This is a genomic window from Actinomadura kijaniata, from assembly GCF_014138665.1.
Classification (GTDB): domain Bacteria; phylum Actinomycetota; class Actinomycetes; order Streptosporangiales; family Streptosporangiaceae; genus Spirillospora; species Spirillospora kijaniata.
This window is the reverse complement of sequence record NZ_JACJIA010000001.1, coordinates 81,895-96,640: the sequence shown is the minus strand read 5'-3', so window position 1 is coordinate 96,640 and position 14,746 is coordinate 81,895. Positions and strand designations below refer to the sequence as shown.

16 protein-coding genes are annotated in these 14,746 nt (G+C 74.0%); 9 read left to right on the top strand and 7 right to left on the bottom strand.

The annotated features are described in order from the left end of the window. Window positions 1-72: 72 nt before the first annotated feature. Entirely contained in the window at window positions 73-918 is an 846-nt protein-coding gene (locus tag HNR61_RS00450) for an NAD(P)H-binding protein (protein ID WP_182841120.1), read from the bottom strand. Between the two features lie 81 nt (window positions 919-999). Between HNR61_RS00450 and HNR61_RS00445 the strand changes: the two genes are divergently transcribed. From HNR61_RS00445 to HNR61_RS00435, 3 genes are all read left to right on the top strand, one after another. Further along, window positions 1,000-1,578 (top strand): TetR/AcrR family transcriptional regulator, encoded by a 579-nt coding sequence (locus tag HNR61_RS00445; RefSeq protein ID WP_312897698.1) that lies wholly within the window; start codon window positions 1,000-1,002, stop codon window positions 1,576-1,578. 196 nt (window positions 1,579-1,774) lie between these two features. Beyond that, a complete protein-coding gene (gene xseA, locus HNR61_RS00440) occupies window positions 1,775-2,989 on the top strand; it encodes an exodeoxyribonuclease VII large subunit (protein WP_067818127.1) in 1,215 nt (404 codons plus the stop codon). 10 nt (window positions 2,990-2,999) lie between these two features. Beyond that, window positions 3,000-3,242: an exodeoxyribonuclease VII small subunit gene (locus tag HNR61_RS00435; RefSeq protein WP_157419891.1), complete on the top strand. Its 243-nt coding sequence runs from the start codon at window positions 3,000-3,002 to the stop codon at window positions 3,240-3,242. Between the two features lie 8 nt (window positions 3,243-3,250). Here HNR61_RS00435 and HNR61_RS00430 read toward each other — a convergent pair whose 3' ends face one another. From HNR61_RS00430 to HNR61_RS00420, 3 genes are all read right to left on the bottom strand, one after another. Continuing rightward, window positions 3,251-4,213: a M23 family metallopeptidase gene (locus HNR61_RS00430; protein ID WP_182841119.1), complete on the bottom strand. Its 963-nt coding sequence runs from the start codon at window positions 4,211-4,213 to the stop codon at window positions 3,251-3,253. A gap of 114 nt (window positions 4,214-4,327) precedes the next feature. Continuing rightward, the gene (locus HNR61_RS47190) at window positions 4,328-5,116 is read right to left on the bottom strand and encodes a DUF4245 domain-containing protein (RefSeq protein ID WP_182841118.1); all 789 of its coding nucleotides are present in this window, start codon (window positions 5,114-5,116) and stop codon (window positions 4,328-4,330) included. Window positions 5,117-5,136: 20 nt separating this feature from the next. Beyond that, complete coding sequence (locus HNR61_RS00420; protein WP_067818119.1) at window positions 5,137-5,796, bottom strand: TetR/AcrR family transcriptional regulator; 660 nt, start codon at window positions 5,794-5,796, stop codon at window positions 5,137-5,139. A gap of 182 nt (window positions 5,797-5,978) precedes the next feature. Here HNR61_RS00420 and glpX point away from each other — a divergent pair, with 182 nt between their 5' ends. Continuing rightward, window positions 5,979-7,013 (top strand): class II fructose-bisphosphatase, encoded by a 1,035-nt coding sequence (gene glpX, locus HNR61_RS00415; RefSeq protein ID WP_182842201.1) that lies wholly within the window; start codon window positions 5,979-5,981, stop codon window positions 7,011-7,013. Window positions 7,014-7,171: 158 nt separating this feature from the next. Beyond that, a complete protein-coding gene (locus HNR61_RS00410) occupies window positions 7,172-7,759 on the top strand; it encodes a DUF7691 family protein (protein ID WP_182841117.1) in 588 nt (195 codons plus the stop codon). A gap of 19 nt (window positions 7,760-7,778) precedes the next feature. Here the strand turns inward: HNR61_RS00410 and HNR61_RS00405 are convergent, their stop codons facing one another. After that, window positions 7,779-8,387 (bottom strand): DUF1707 SHOCT-like domain-containing protein, encoded by a 609-nt coding sequence (locus tag HNR61_RS00405; RefSeq protein WP_182841116.1) that lies wholly within the window; start codon window positions 8,385-8,387, stop codon window positions 7,779-7,781. Window positions 8,388-8,461: 74 nt separating this feature from the next. Here HNR61_RS00405 and HNR61_RS00400 point away from each other — a divergent pair, with 74 nt between their 5' ends. The 3 genes from HNR61_RS00400 (at window position 8,462) to HNR61_RS00390 (ending at window position 11,611) form a co-directional block, all read left to right on the top strand. After that, the gene (locus HNR61_RS00400) at window positions 8,462-9,409 is read left to right on the top strand and encodes an ABC transporter ATP-binding protein (protein ID WP_182841115.1); all 948 of its coding nucleotides are present in this window, start codon (window positions 8,462-8,464) and stop codon (window positions 9,407-9,409) included. Between the two features lie 28 nt (window positions 9,410-9,437). Next, window positions 9,438-10,253: an ABC transporter permease gene (locus HNR61_RS00395; RefSeq protein WP_182841114.1), complete on the top strand. Its 816-nt coding sequence runs from the start codon at window positions 9,438-9,440 to the stop codon at window positions 10,251-10,253. A 122-nt stretch (window positions 10,254-10,375) separates the two neighbouring features. Continuing rightward, the gene (locus HNR61_RS00390) at window positions 10,376-11,611 is read left to right on the top strand and encodes an MFS transporter (protein WP_182841113.1); all 1,236 of its coding nucleotides are present in this window, start codon (window positions 10,376-10,378) and stop codon (window positions 11,609-11,611) included. A 66-nt stretch (window positions 11,612-11,677) separates the two neighbouring features. Here HNR61_RS00390 and HNR61_RS00385 read toward each other — a convergent pair whose 3' ends face one another. Continuing rightward, window positions 11,678-11,944 (bottom strand): hypothetical protein, encoded by a 267-nt coding sequence (locus tag HNR61_RS00385; RefSeq protein WP_067818101.1) that lies wholly within the window; start codon window positions 11,942-11,944, stop codon window positions 11,678-11,680. Window positions 11,945-11,973: 29 nt separating this feature from the next. After that, complete coding sequence (gene pdxR / locus HNR61_RS00380) at window positions 11,974-13,401, bottom strand: MocR-like pyridoxine biosynthesis transcription factor PdxR (RefSeq protein WP_182841112.1); 1,428 nt, start codon at window positions 13,399-13,401, stop codon at window positions 11,974-11,976. A 112-nt stretch (window positions 13,402-13,513) separates the two neighbouring features. Here pdxR and HNR61_RS00375 point away from each other — a divergent pair, with 112 nt between their 5' ends. Next, window positions 13,514-14,482 carry an EamA family transporter gene (locus tag HNR61_RS00375; RefSeq protein WP_182841111.1) on the top strand — a complete coding sequence of 323 codons (969 nt, stop codon included), beginning with the start codon at window positions 13,514-13,516 and terminating at the stop codon, window positions 14,480-14,482. The last annotated feature ends 264 nt before the right edge of the window (window positions 14,483-14,746 follow it).

The window sequence follows — 14,746 nt, the reverse complement described above, 5'->3', positions numbered from 1 at the left end:
GGCCTCCCCGGCGGGGAGGCCCTTCGCGTCATCCGCCCACGCCGGGACCGGACGGCGAGCGCCGCCGGGCCGTCAGCGGAACGCGGCGGCGTTGCGGTGCGCCCAGGCCGCGAACGGCGCCGCCGGGCGGCCCAGGACGCGTTCCACGTCCGGGCTGACCGTCCGCTCCCGCTCGGTGGGCTCGCCGAGGATCTCCAGGGTCGTCTCGACCACGTCCTCGGGCATGAACGCCAGCATCCGCTCCCGGGCCTCGTCGCGGGTCCACTCGGCGAACCGGACCGGCTCGCCCAGCGCCTCGCCGATCGCGGCGGCCTGCTGGCGCGGCGTGACGAGGACGGGCCCGGTCAGCTCGTAGACCCGTCCGGCGTGGCCGTCCTCGCGCAGGGTCGCGGCGGCGACCGCGGCGATGTCGTCCGGATCGATGACCGGCAGGCCGACGTCGCCGAACGGCGCGGCGACCGTCCGGGCGGCGCGGACCGACCCGGCCCAGGCGTAGGTGTTGGAGGCGAAGCCGCCGGGCCGCAGGATCGTCCAGTCCAGGCCCGAACCCCGGACGGCGTCCTCGATGGTCCGGGCGACCTGCCCGTGGGACACCGAGTCCGGGCGGGTGGCGACGCCCTGGGAGGACAGCAGCACCACCCGGCGGACGCCACCGGCCTTGGCCGCGTCCAGGATGCCCTGGGGGTCCAGCAGGTGCGCGGCGGCCCCGCCGCTCTGGAAGAACAGCGCGTCGGCGCCGTCCAGCAGGGGCCGCAGGCTCCCCGCGTCGGTCAGGTCCGACCGCCGGGCCCGCACGCCCTGCGGCACGTCGGCGTCCGTGATCCCGCGGGACGTCGCCGTCACCTCCTCCCCCGCCCCGGCCAGCAGCCGGACCAGCGTCCGGCCGACGTTCCCGGTCGCTCCGGTCACCACGATCATGAGATCTCCTAGTTAGTTAGCTGACTGACTTACTTGATGGACCGTACCGGGCCCGGAGGGTGGCTGTCTATAGTCAGTCAGGTGACCGACTCACCACGGACCCGGGTGCGGGGCGAGCAGAAGCGGCGCCTGCTCATGGCCGCCGCCGCGCGCGTCCTGCACGAGCAGGGCGTCGAACGCACGACGATCGCCGACATCGCCGAGGCCGCCGGGGTCCCGACCGGGAACGTGTACTACTACTTCAAGACCAAGGACGACCTGGTCCGGGCCGCTCTCGGCGAGCACGCCGCGCACCTGGCGGCGCTCACCGCCGAGCTCGACGCCCTCCCCGACCCGCGCGAGCGCCTCAAGGCGCTCGTCGCCTCCTGGGTGGGGCAGCGCGAGGTCGCCGCGCGCTACGGCTGCCCCACCGGGACCCTCGCCGTCGAGCTGGACAAGCGCGACGACGGGCTCGACGCCGAGGCGGGACGGGTCGTCCGGCTGCTGCTGGACTGGGCGGCGGCGCAGTTCCGCGCCCTGGGACTGCCCGACCCGGACGGGCTGGCGATCACCCTGGTCGGCGCGTACCAGGGCATGTCGCTGCTGGCCAACGCGTTGCGCGACCCGTCGGTGGTGGACCGCGAGGGCGACCGCCTACACCGCTGGCTCGACGACCTGTGACAACACAACGAACACGACACGACCCGGCACGCTGAACACGGCACGACGCGGTGAACACGCTCCAGCGCGGCGGACACGGCACGGCGGACACGGCACGGCGGACACGGCACGGCGGACACGGCACGGCGGACACGGCACGGCGGACACGGGCGTGCTTGGGCGGTGGGTGTCCGTGGGGGCCCCTAGGCTGGCGGACATGGCGATGGAGACCTCGGCGGAGTCCCCGGTTCCGGTGCGGACCGTGTTGCAGGCGGTGGGCGGCTGGATCGGGCGGCTCGGGCGGATCTGGGTCGAGGGGCAGATCACCGAGCTGAACGCGCGCGGCGGCACCGTCTACCTCACGCTGCGCGACCCCGTGGCGAACATGTCGGTGCGGGTCGTCGGGCCGCGTTCGGTGTTCGAGGCGGCGGGCCCGGCGGTCACCGACGGGGCGCGCGTCGTGGTCCACGCCAAGCCCGACTTCTGGCAGACGCGCGGCACGTTCTCGCTGGCCGCGCTGGAGGTGAAGCCGGTCGGCATCGGGGAGCTGCTGGCCCGGCTGGAGCGCCTCAAGCAGCTGCTGGCCAACGAGGGGCTGTTCCGGCCCGAGCGCAAGCGGCCGCTGCCGTTCCTGCCCGGCCGGATCGGGCTGATCACCGGGCGGGAGTCCGACGCCGAGCACGACGTGCTGCAGAACGCGCGGCGGCGCTGGCCCGCGGTGGAGTTCAAGGTCGTCAACACGGCGGTGCAGGGGCAGCAGGCCGTGCCGCAGATCCTGGAGGCGCTGCGGGAGCTGGACGCCGACCCCGGGATCGACGTGGTCATCATCGCGCGGGGCGGCGGGTCGATGGAGGACCTGCTGCCGTTCTCCGACGAGGCCCTGGTGCGGGCGGTCGCGGCGGCGCGCACCCCGGTCGTCAGCGCGATCGGGCACGAGCAGGACTCCCCCCTGCTGGACCTGGTCGCCGACCTGCGCGCCTCCACGCCGACCGACGCGGCGAAGAAGACCGTTCCGGACGTGCGCGAGCAGCTCCAGTACGTGCGGCAGCTTCGGGACCGGGCGCGCCGGGTGCTGGTCGGCGGCGTCGAGCGCGAGCTGACCTGGTTGAACGCGGTCCGTTCCCGGCCCGCGCTGGCCGACCCCGTCCGCGAGGTCGAGCGGCAGGCCGAGCAGGTCGCGGCGCTGCGGGACCGGGCCCGGCGCTGCGTGTCGGGGTCGCTGGACCGCGCCGGGGACCAGCTGTCGCACACGCGGGCGCGGCTGCTGGCGCTGTCGCCGGCGGCGACGCTGGACCGCGGCTACGCGATCGTGCAGCGCGCGGACGCGTCGGTGCTGCGCTCGGCCGAGGACGTCGCCGAGGGCGAGCCGCTGACGGTCCGGCTCGCCGCGGGCCGGCTCAAGGTGTCCGTGTCCGAGATCGTCGAGCCGTAGGGTGGCTGACGTGGCGAACGCGAAGACCGACAACGAGGCGCTGTCCTACGAGCAGGCCCGCGACGAACTGACCGAGGTCGTGAAGCGGCTGGAGGCCGGGGGCCTCACCCTGGAGGAGTCGTTGAAGCTGTGGGAGCGCGGTGAGCGGCTCGCGGCGGTCTGCGAGGAGTGGCTGGAGGGGGCCCGTGCCCGGCTGACCGCCGCGATCTCCGCCTCCGACGAGGGCGGGGAGAACGCGCCCGCCCCGTTCTAGGGGCGGTCCTAGCGGCAGTGCTCGAAGCCGCTGGCGTAGGACACGCCCGAGATGCCGCCGCCCCAGCGGACGCACTTACCGGCCGCCGCAGCCCTCACCGGGCCCGCGTACCACTGGTAGGAGCCCCTGTCGGTCTTCGTGGCGGCGCCCTTCACCTGGAGGAAGGCCGTCATCGCGGCCCGGGCGCCCTTCGGTTTGACCGTGGCGACGCAGTTGGAGCCGTTCCGGTAGCCCAGGTACACGCGGCCGTAGGTCCGGCCGCCCTTGCGCAGCACGGCCTCGTCGATCTTCCGGTAGCCGGGGCCGCAGATCTGCGCGACCGGGTCGGCCGGGGCGGGCGCGCCGGCGGAGCACGCCTCCAGCGCCTGCTGGGGGTAGCCGAAGCGGCGGCCCTCGAAGTAGGCCTCGACCGGCGGGTATCCGCCGTTGTACCGCACCTCGTAGTGCAGGTGGGAGGACATGCCGCCGTTGCCGGGGCGGGTGGAGCGGCCCACCGCGCCGATCTTCGTCCCGGCCGCGACCTGCTGGCCGGTCGTGACCGAGCGGTACTTCAGGTGCGCGTACCAGGTGGTGTAGCCGCCGGAGTGCTGGATCACGACGTGGTGGCCGAAGCCGCTCTGGGTGGTGTGCCGGGTGGAGCGGATCACCTTGCCCGCGGCGGCGGCCACGACGGTGTCGCCGTTGTCGGCCTCGGCGGTGCGGCCCCGGTTGAAGTCGATCTCGTAGCCGGTGTGGACGCTGGACCTGCTGGAGTTGCCCGTCCAGACCTGCCCGCAGGGGAACGGCAGCCGGAAGCGGGGCATCGCCTTCGCCGCCGCGCCCGCCGCGCCCGCCGCGGCCGCCCGCGCCCCGGCGGGCGCGGTCCTCACCGGTTCCGGGGAGTCCGCGACGGCCACCGCCGCCGCCGTTCCGGCCGTGACCACCGCGATTCCGGCCGCGGCCAGGACCGCGATCCTCCTCCGTCCGCCCATGCGCACCACCCTTCACTGATCGCTCATGCGCAACTGGCGATCCTGGCGGCACCACAAAGCGGACGGAAGGCCCAAAAAGGAAAAGTTACCGAACCTCGCGCCAAGCTCTGACGACTACGAGCGCGGCGTTCCGGGCGACGCCGGGGAGGTCGGCAGCGGGACCTCGCCCTTGCGCTGCTCCTTCAGGGAGGACGCCAGCGCCGCCAGCTCCTCGAACGACGCCGTGCCCGTCACCACGACGCTGACGCCGTTGGGCAGCGTGCGGACCAGGGAGTTCTGCTTGCGGGACTCGGCCACGTACCTGGTCCACTGCGCCCCGGCGACCTGCTGGGCACCGTCGGGGATCCGGTCGTTGGTCATCCGGCGGATGAACGGCTCGGCCTTCTCGTCGCTCTGCTCCAGCGCCGCGTGCTCGTCGCTCGGCGTGACGAAGCCCAGGTGCCAGGCGACCGGCTTGCCCTTCTCGTTCAGGCCGCTGACCCGGCTGGAGGTCGGCCGCCACCGGTCCGGCAGGCCCTCGGGGGCCCACACCCGGTAGGGGGCGTCGTTGCTCATCGCCCACAGCTGGGAGCGGTAGTCGACGACCGGCAGGATCTCCGTGGTGCTGCGCGGCGTGATCGCGTAGATCACCGCCACGAGCAGCAGGCACGCCGCGATCGCCAGCGTGAACCCGCCCAGGCCCGTGGTCAGCCGCTTGTGCACGGCGGGGCTGACCGGGATCGGCCCGCCCGGCCGGGGCGCGGCCTCCGGCCCGGCGGACGCGGCGGCCGGCTCGGCACGCGCGGCCTCCGGTTCGGCGGACGCCGCCTCCGGCCCGGTGGGCGCCGCCTCCGGCCCGGTAGGCGCGGCCTCCGGCTCGGCGGGCGTGCTCTCCGGGGTGGGGGCTGGGGTCTTCTCGCTCACCCCTCCAGGATCCCGTACGGTCAGCGCTGCTCCGAACCGGGGTGGGTGCGCGGGTTGCGGATCGTGCCGACGATCTCCATGACCTCGTCGGCCAGCCGCCGGGCGGCGGTCTCGTCGTCCATCAGCGAGACCTCCGACACCGCGCCCGCCATGGCCCCGGTCAGCACGACGACCAGGGCCTCGTCCACGCCCCCGTCGGCGGTGTGGAACAGCGCGGCGTTGCGGCGGGCCCACTTGTTGAGCCGCTGGCGCATCACGCGGTCGAAGCCGGGCGGGCCGTCGCCGGAGATGAACAGCCGGGAGACGTCGCGCTCCTCCAGACAGCCGTTGAGGTAGGCGCCCGCGCCCGCGACGAACAGCCGCATCGGGTCGGTCTCGCCCGCCTCCCGCACCGCGTTGATCGCCTCCCGGGTGCGTTCCTGCTGGCGGGCCTGGAACTCCTCGAACAGCGTCAGGTACAGGTCGGCCTTGCCGTTGAAGTGGTGGTAGAGGCTGCCCACGCTGGCCCCGGCCTTGGCCACGATGTCGGTGACGGCGGCCTGCGCGAAGCCCGCCTCGCAGAACACGTCCCGGGCCGAACGCAGCAGGGCGCTGCGGGTGGCGGCCCCACGGTCCGAGGTACGGGGGGAGGAGACTCCGTCCACGGCCCCGCCGGACGGGACGTCGATGTCGCTGCTCATGGAAGGCGAGATTACGCCCTCGTCCCCGGGGAAACGATCCCTGTGCCCGCGTGGTCTCCAAAACCCTGTCCCCCGCGGGTGTCACGGACTCCCCGCCGGCCTCTGGTCTGGTCCAATTTGTGGCCCGGTATCCGGCACACAGAGAATCCGTGTCAGCTACCGACCGAAAGGGCTGCCTGGTCATGTCCGACGACTTCTCCGTTCACTCCCCGCTCACGACCGAGCCCGCCGCCCCGGACCGCAACCTGGCGATGGAACTGGTGCGCGTCACCGAGGCCGCCGCCATGGCCGCGGCCCGGTGGGTCGGCCGCGGCGACAAGAACGGCGCCGACGGCGCGGCGGTCAACGCCATGCGCCAGCTGATCAACACGGTCTCCATGCGCGGTGTCGTCGTCATCGGGGAGGGCGAGAAGGACAACGCCCCGATGCTCTACAACGGCGAGGAGGTCGGCGACGGCAGCGGCGCCGAGTGCGACGTGGCCGTCGACCCGGTGGACGGGACCCGGCTCACCGCGCTCGGCATGAACAACGCCATCGCGGTGCTGGCGGTCGCGCCGCGCGGGTCGATGTACGACCCGTCGGCGGTGTTCTACATGGAGAAGCTGGTCACCGGGCCGGAGGCGGCCGACGTCGTCGGCATCGACAGGCCGATCGGCGAGAACATCCGCGCCATCGCCAAGGCCAAGGGCTCGCGGCCGGAGGACGTGACGGTCGTCATCCTGGACCGGCCGCGCCACGAGGGCATCGTCAAGGAGGTCCGCGAGGCGGGGGCGCGGATCAAGTTCATCCTGGACGGCGACGTCGCCGGTGCGATCATGGCGGCGCGCGAGGGCACCGGCGTGGACCTGCTGCTGGGCATCGGCGGCACCCCCGAGGGCATCATCGCGGCCTGCGCGATCAAGGCGCTGGGCGGCGTGATCCAGGGCCGGCTGTGGCCGCAGGACGACGCCGAGCGCCGCAAGGCCCTGGACGCCGGGCACGACCTGGACCGCATCCTGACCACCGACGACCTGGTCTCCTCCGACGACGTGTTCTTCGCCGCGACCGGCATCACCGACGGCGAGCTGGTCGACGGCGTCCGCTACCGCAAGGGCCTCGCCCACACCCACTCGCTGGTCATGCGCTCCCGCAGCGGCACGATCCGCTCGGTCTCCAGCGAGCACCGCCTCGACAAGCTCCGCGCCTACAGCGCGATCAACTTCGACGCGGCGGTCTGAGAGCCCGTTGAGCCGCGGCGCGCTGGGATGTCCGCCGTGTCCAAGCGCCCAGCGCGCCGCGGTTCAACGTTAGATCAACGACGGTGGGCGGGAACGCGCCCGGCGGGACGCGCGTCGCATCCGGGAACGACCACCCCCTCCACCGAAAGGCTCCCCCGATGAGTTACGGGATCATGGCGTACCCCGCCGACCTGCGAGTGCTCCGGAAGTGGATCGGCTCCGGCGACGTCCGGCTGGCCGACAGCCTGGCGAACTACTTCGCGGCCTCGCTGGCCTACCTCGACCGCGAGTTCGAGGATGACGAGCCGTCGCTCCCGGCGCGCGACGCCTTCCGGCAGTTGATCATCGAGACGGAGCTGGACGAGAGGCAGGGCGCCCTCTACGCCTACTGCTTCAAGCTGCTGTGCCAGTACTCGACCGACTACGACATGCTGCCCAACCAGCGCTGGTCCGGCATGCGGTTCGGCTGGTTCGAGACCGTGGCCGCCGAGCTGAAGGCCCAGGGCGTCGACTTCGACCCCACCGATCTGGTCTTCAGCGGGCCCCCGGTGCCGCTGCCGCACCCCAGCGGCTTCCCCAACGTCGGCCACGTGACCAACGCCGAGATGCCCGCCCTGCTGGAGAAGCTCGACCGTTTCGACGGCACCGGGGCCGACCCGGAGGTCGCCGAGGCCGTCGAGGAGATCCGGTCCTGGCTGCGCGACTGCCGTGAGTACGAACTCGATCTGGTCTGCTTCTACCACTGACCCCCGTCGGCGCGGCCGGTCAGCGGCGGCCCAGGCGTCCCCGCACGCGGTCGCGCAGGGAGCGCTTCGGCGCCTGGGCCCTGATCGAGGTGAAGATCATGGTGCCGTTCACCTCGATGGTCGGGCCGTCGGCCGCCGGGCGCGTGCGCACGTCGCGGGTGGACAGCACCGAGCGGCCCGTCACGTGGACCTGGACGCCCTCGGGGACCAGCAGGCGGATGCGGCCGCCGAGGGCGGTGGAGTCCAGGACGATGTGGCGGCGTTGCAGGACCGCCTCGCGCAGGTCCAGCTCCACCGTGCCGAACAGGGCCAGCAGCGGCAGCTTCACCGGGACCACCCAGCGGCCCTCGCGGTGGACGCGGCCGAAGAACGCCGACACCGGGCGGTCGTCCACCTTGATCGGCTGGGTCTCGGCGGGGCTCAGGTCGCCGGTCAGGCCGGTCAGCTCGCCCAGCGTGCGGGCGGCGTAGGCGCGGGAGACGCGCTCGGAGTGCTCCTCCATGGTGAGCCGGCCGTCGGCCAGCGCGTCGCCGAGGGCGGCGGCCACGCGTTCCCGGTCGGCGTCGGAGGCGCGCAGGTCGCGCACGCGCGTCACCCGCTCGACGGGGCGGCGGTCGGAATTGTCCACGGGTTCAGGTTAACGGGCGGCGGCCCCGGAAAACGGGTGGGGGAATGTCGTCCCTCACACCTATCGTCGGACGCATGACGCTCCAACGTCCGCCCGCCGAGCCCGTCGCCGCCGCTCAGGCGGCCATCAGCCTGCGCGGCGTGGTCAAGCGGTTCGGGGAGCTGACCGCCGTGGACGGGCTCGACCTGGAGGTCCCGTCCGGGATCTGCCTGGGACTGCTCGGACCGAACGGCGCGGGCAAGTCGACCACCATGCGGCTGCTGACCGCCCAGGCGCTGGCCGACGAGGGCCGCATCGAGGTGCTGGGGTTCCCGGTGCCGCGCCGGTCCAAGCGGGCGCGGGCGCTGATGGGGGTCGTCCCGCAGCAGGACAACCTCGACGAGGAGCTGACCGCCCAGGAGAACCTGGAGGTCTTCGCGCACCTGTACCGGGTCCCGCGCGGGGAGCGGCGGCGGGCCGTCGACGAGGCCCTGGAGATCGCGCACCTGACCGGGCGGCGGCACACCCGCGTCGACGGGCTGTCGGGCGGGATGCGGCGGCGGCTGCTGATCGCCCGGGGGCTCGTGCACCGGCCCCGGCTGGTGCTGCTGGACGAGCCGACCGTGGGGCTGGACCCGCAGGTGCGGGCCGAGCTGTGGGGGCTCATCGACGGGCTGCGGTCGCGCGGGACGACCGTGCTGATGTCCACGCACTACATCGAGGAGGCCGAACGGCTCGCCGACCAGTGCGCGCTGATGTCGCGCGGGAAGGTGATCGCCCGCGGCGCGCCCGGCGCGCTCGTCGCCGAGTACGCCGGGGAGGTCGTCGTCGAGCACTACGGGCCTCCCGAGCGGCTGGCCGAGGTCGAGGGCGTCGCGCGCGCCGCCGGGCTGCCCACGCGGCGGACCGGGCCCTCGGTGTCGGTGCTGAAGGCCGAGACCATCCCGCCGTCGCTGGACGACGAGCTCGGCCCGGACGGGGTGCGGCGCGCGGCCAGCCTGGAGGACGTGTTCGTGGTGCTGACCGGGGAGCGGGTCGAATGAACGCGCGCCGTCGAGCGGAGGCGAGGCCATGACCGCCGCGGGCGGGGACGGGACCGTGGACACGGGCGAGGCGCGGGTGCGGTGGTTCGAGCCCGCGCCGGTGAAGGGGATCTGGCGGCACGAGTTCGCGCTGTACAAGCGGTACTGGCGGTCGCAGTCGTTCGCGTCGATGGTGGAGCCGACGTTCATGCTGCTGGCGTTCGGCTACGGCTTCGGGGCGCTGGTCGCGGCCGTGCGGGGGTTCTCCTACCTGGACTTCGTGGCGACCGGCGTGGTGGGGACGGCGGCGCTGTTCACGTCGGTGTTCCCGGCGATGTTCAACACCTACATCCGGCGCACCTACCAGCACTTCTACGACGCGATGCTGGCCGCGCCGGTGGACGTGCACGAGCTGGTGACCGGCGAGGCGCTGTGGATCGCCGCCAAGTCGTCGGTGTACTCGTGCACGCCGCTGCTGGTGGGGATGCTGTTCGGGCTCGACCCGTCGGCCGGGATGCTGCTGGTCCCGGTGATCGTGTTCTGCACGGCGCTGGGGTTCGGGCTGTTCGGGATGTGGACCTCCTCGGTGGTGCCGTCGCTCAACTCGTTCGACTACGTGATCACCGGGGTGGTGACGCCGCTGATGCTGGTGGCGGGCACGTTCTTCCCGGTGGAGGCGCTGCCGGAGTGGGTGCGCGGGGTCGGCCTGCTGAACCCGCTGTACCACTGCGTGGAGCTGGTGCGGCACGCGGTGTTCGGGCTGCGCCCGCTGGCCGATCTGGGGCATCTGGCGGCGCTGCTGGTGTTCGCGGCCCTGATGTGGGTGATCGCGGTGCGGGGCATGCGGAAACGGCTCGTCGACTGACCCCTCCGCCCGCCGGTAAGCGATCGTTGACCCGGGTGACACCGGGGGCCTAGCCTTCGTGAAACTTTCTCGCCTTTGATCGTCCCCCGGTCGATCGCCACGGTTCACGAAAGGGGCGGCCGATGACGTCGGACGGCGTCACCCCCCGCGACAGGCAGGCGAGGTTCGCCGCCTACGCCGCGTTCGGTGTCCAGGGGCTCTGCTTCGCCACGCTGGTGACCCAGGTCCCGCAGATCCAGAAGTCCCACCACCTCAGCGACGCCGTGCTGTCGCTGGTGCTGCTGATGGTGCCGCTCGTCGCGGGCGTGGGCAGCGTGCTGTCGGAGTTCCTGTTCCGGAGGGTCGGCAGCGGGCTGGTGCTGCGGGTCGCGCAACCCCTGGAGTGCCTAATGATCCTGCTGGTGGGCTGCACCGGCGACAACGACCTGGCGCTGTACGTCGCGGTCGCGCTGTTCGGCCTGCTGGTCGGCGCGGTGGACGCCTCCATGAACGCCCAGGCCGTCGCGGTCGAGCGCCGCTACGGCGTCAGCCTGATCACCGGCTTCTACGCGGTGTGGAGCATGGCGGGCATCGCGGGCGGCCTGTGGGCCGCGCTGTCCAACAGGCTGGACCTGGCGCTGCCGGCCGGGTTCGGGATCGTCACGGCCGTCGGCCTGGCGGTGGCGCTGGTCACCGGGCGGCGGCTGATGACCAAGGCCGAGGAGGCCGCCGGGCAGCCGTCGCCGCAGGAGCTGAAGGCCGCCGGGCAGCGCGTGCCGTGGCGGCCGATCCTGCTGGTCGGCGCGGCGATGGCGGCGTTCTACCTGGCCGACGCGGCGCTGTCGAGCTACGGCGCCAAGTACCTGGACGACGAGCTGGGCGGCTCCGCCGCCGTCGCGCCGCTCGGCTACGTCTTCTACCAGGTCGCCATGGTGGTCAGCCGGGTCGGCGCGGACCTGCTGGTGCGCCGCCGGGGCGCGGTGTGGGTGGTGCGCGTCGGCGGGCTGGTCGGCCTGGCCGGCATGGCCGCGGTGGTCGCCGCGCCGAACGTGCTGGTGGCGATCCCCGCGTTCGCGCTGGTCGGCCTGGGGCTCAGCGTCGTCGCGCCGGTGTCCTACACCGCCGCCTCACGGGTGGACCCGACCGGGCTCGGCGTCGCGGTCGCCCGCGTGAACATCTTCAACTACGTCGGCTTCGTGCTCGGCGCGGCCGTCGTCGGCGCGATCGCCCCGCTGGACGACCGGCACGGGCTGCGGATCGCGTTCGTCGTGCCGACCGTGCTGGTGCTGGTGATCCTGGCGGTGGCCAGGTCGTTCGACCCGGCGCCGGCGCCGGGGGCGCGGCCGGGCGCGCCGGTCGCCGAACGCCCCACGGTGTGACCTCCGCGGAAAGCGAAACGGCCGTCCGGGCAACCACCGGGCGGCCGTTCCGCGTTCTCGGAAGGTCTAGACGTGCTCCTGCGTGGGTTCGTGAACGGGGCTGTCGTGCTCCTCCAGCGCCGCCACGGCGCGCTCGCCCGCGTCCTGCGCCTGCTCGGGCGTCAGGTCCTTGGCCGCCTGCTCCAGCGCCAGCAGCGCCGCGTCCACCGCGGTGCGGGCGGTGACGGCGTTCTCCTGGGCGCGTTCGAGATCACCGAGCCCCACCAGGTCGAAGGCCACCTGGGCGTCGTGCGTGGCCATCTTCAGCTGCCGCACGGCCTCGTCAAGACTCATCGTTCCCTCCCTCGCCTCGGGTCGCGTACCTACCCGCGAGCACGGTCGGTAATCGCGCCGGCCAGCAGATCGACGGCCTCTGTGAGGCGGCTCTCACCGAGCCCGGCATAGCCGAGGACCAGCGCGGGCGGCGCCTTGCGGCCCCGGTCCGGCCCCCACATGCCCGCCGCGCCCTCCACCGCGACGCCCGCCTCGGCCGCCGCCGCGACCACCGCGGACTCCTCGCAGCCGTCGGGCAGCTCCACGTACACGTGGATCCCGGCGGACACGCCGCGCACGACCGCGCCGGGCAGCCGCGTCCGCAGCGCGCCGACCAGCGCGTCGCGGCGGGCGCGGTAGCGGCGGCGCATCGCGCGCAGGTGCCGGTCGTAGCCCCCGGACGCCAGCAGGTGCGCCAGCGCGTGCTGGTCGAGGGCGGGCGCGCCCAGGTCGTTGAGCAGGCGGTGGTGGCGCAGCCGTTCGGCCCACTCCGGCGGCGCGACGACCCAGCCGAGCCGCAGCGCGGGGGCCAGGGCCTTGCTGACCGACCCGAGCAGCGCGACGCGGTCGGGGTCGATGCCCTGGAGGCACCCGACCGGGTCGCGGTCGTAGCGGAACTCGGCGTCGTAGTCGTCCTCGATGATCAGACCGTCCACGCGGCGGGCCCAGGCGACCAGCTCGGCGCGGCGGCGCGGCGACAGCACCACCCCGGTCGGGTACTGGTGGGCGGGGGTGACCAGCACGGCGCGCGCCCCGGTGCGCTCCAGCGCGGCGACGTCCAGGCCCTCGCCGTCCACCGGGACGCGGTCCAGCGCGATCCCGGTCGCCCGCAGCATCGGGATCTGCCGGTCGCTGGTCGGGTCCTCCACGGCCAGCCGGGTGTGCCCGTCGTCGGCCAGCAGCCGGGTCAGGGTGGACAGGCCGTGCGCCACCCCACCCATGATCACGACCTGGTCGGCGGTCGTCGCGGCGGCGCGCACCCGGCCCAGGTAGCCCGCCAGCTCGGCGCGCAGCACCGGCTCGCCGCCGGGGTCGGGGTAGGTCAGCAGCTCGTCGTGGGGGGCGGTGCGCAGCACCGCGCGCAGCGCCGCCAGCCAGCGTTCCCGGGGGAACGCCGCCAGGTCGGGACGGCCCGGCCGCAGGTCATGGCTGATCACGAGGTCGGCGACGGGCGCCGCGGGCGGCGGGCCGGACGCCATGGCCGGCCGCGGCGGCGCGGGCTCGTCGGGACGGGCCAGCGGTGCCACCCGGGTGCCGTCGCCGCGCCGCGCGGTCAGGAAGCCCTCGGCGATCAGCTGCTCGTAGGCCGTGACGACGACGCCGCGCGAGACCTCCAGGTCGCGGGCCAGGTCGCGGCTGGAGGGAAGCCGGGTGCCGGCGGTCAGCCGCCCGGCCCGCACGGCCGCGCGGAAACCGGCCGCGATCTGCGCGGCCAGCCGGCCCGCCGACCGGTCGAGGGGTAGATGCAGATCGGTCACATCCGGCTCAGCGTCCTTCGTGCCGTTCCCGTCACACCTGAAGGCTTGGTCCACGGAACGCGACCGGAATTGGCCCTGGGTTCGAGTCCATGCCGCTTCTAGCGTTCCTGTCATGACCTCCTCAACCAGTCCCCGGGGCATGACCGGCGCGGCCGTCGCGATGACCGGCGTGGGCTCGCTCACCGCCGTGTCGGCCGTGCTCGCCGACTACCCCGTCTTCGGCGGCCAGGCCGTCCGGTACACCGTGGCCGCCGCCATCCTGTTCCTGGTCGCCCGGTTCGTCGGGCCGCGCCGCCGGGTGCGGCCGACGGCGCGGGACTGGCTGCTGCTGACCGCGCTGGCGGCGACGGGGCTGGCGGCGTTCAACGTGTTCATCGTCGCCGCCACCGCCGACACCTCCCCCGCCACGATCGGCACGGTGATCGCCACGGTGCCGGTCGCGCTGGCGCTGGTCGGGCCGCTGCTGGAACGCCGCCGCCCCGCGCCCCGCGTCGTCGCCGCCGCGCTGGTGGTCACGGCGGGCGCGGCGCTGGCCAACGGCCTGGGCGGCGGCACCCTGCGCGGGCTGCTGCTGGCGCTGGGCGCGCTGGCCGGGGAGGTGTGCTTCTCGCTGCTGGCCGTCCCGCTGCTGCCCCGGCTCGGGCCGGTGCGGGTGTCGGCGTACTCGGCGGCGCTGGCGGTACCGATGCTGCTGGCCGTCGGGCTGGCCGTGGACGGGCGCGGGCTGCTGCGGGCTCCCACGGGGGCGGAGTTCGCGGCGCTGTTCTACCTGTCGGTGATCATCACGGTGGGGGCGTTCCTGCTGTGGTACGACGCGCTGGGGCGGCTCGGCGCGGACCGCGCGGGCCTGTTCGCCGGGCTGATCCCGGTGAGCGCGGTGGCCACCACCGTCGTACTGGGCCTGGCCTCCCCCACCCCGGCCGACCTGGCGGGCGCAGCCCTGGTCGCCGCCGGAGTCGTGGTAGGGATACGCCCCCCGAAACGCCGCGCCCGCCGCCCCGCCCCGAACCAAGCCCCCGCCGCGCGGCAAGGACGGGGAACCCCACTCCCGACCGCCCACGCAAGCACCTCCGGAGGCTAAGGCCACCTCCCAAGCCCTGCCCGCCCCGAGCCAAGGGAAGGACATGCCGCGCAGCGGGACATCCGAAGACCCCCAAACCCGACCACACACGCAAGCACACCCGGAAAGCCGAGGCCACACCCACGCCATGCCCGCCCCAGACAAGGGCGGGCATGATGCGCTCAGGCGCATGGATGCCGCTGAGGCCAGAGAATCCGAAGGCCACCGAGCCCGGCCACGCACGCGAGCGCGTCCGGAGGCTGAGGCAGGGGGCGGAAGCCGGAG

Bases quoted from the DNA above. Each gene is read 5' to 3' on its own strand.
- HNR61_RS00420 (WP_067818119.1), bottom strand. From the start codon at position 5,796: ATGAGCAGCGACATCGACGTCCCGTCCGGCGGGGCCGTGGACGGAGTC.
- HNR61_RS00400 (WP_182841115.1), top strand. From the start codon at position 8,462: ATGACGCTCCAACGTCCGCCCGCCGAGCCCGTCGCCGCCGCTCAGGCG.
- HNR61_RS00395 (WP_182841114.1), top strand. From the start codon at position 9,438: ATGACCGCCGCGGGCGGGGACGGGACCGTGGACACGGGCGAGGCGCGG.
- HNR61_RS00430 (WP_182841119.1), bottom strand. From the start codon at position 4,213: ATGGGCGGACGGAGGAGGATCGCGGTCCTGGCCGCGGCCGGAATCGCG.
- HNR61_RS00410 (WP_182841117.1), top strand. From the start codon at position 7,172: ATGAGTTACGGGATCATGGCGTACCCCGCCGACCTGCGAGTGCTCCGG.
- HNR61_RS00390 (WP_182841113.1), top strand. From the start codon at position 10,376: ATGACGTCGGACGGCGTCACCCCCCGCGACAGGCAGGCGAGGTTCGCC.
- HNR61_RS00450 (WP_182841120.1), bottom strand. From the start codon at position 918: ATGATCGTGGTGACCGGAGCGACCGGGAACGTCGGCCGGACGCTGGTC.
- HNR61_RS00375 (WP_182841111.1), top strand. From the start codon at position 13,514: ATGACCTCCTCAACCAGTCCCCGGGGCATGACCGGCGCGGCCGTCGCG.
- HNR61_RS00385 (WP_067818101.1), bottom strand. From the start codon at position 11,944: ATGAGTCTTGACGAGGCCGTGCGGCAGCTGAAGATGGCCACGCACGAC.
- xseA (WP_067818127.1), top strand. From the start codon at position 1,775: ATGGCGATGGAGACCTCGGCGGAGTCCCCGGTTCCGGTGCGGACCGTG.
- glpX (WP_182842201.1), top strand. From the start codon at position 5,979: ATGTCCGACGACTTCTCCGTTCACTCCCCGCTCACGACCGAGCCCGCC.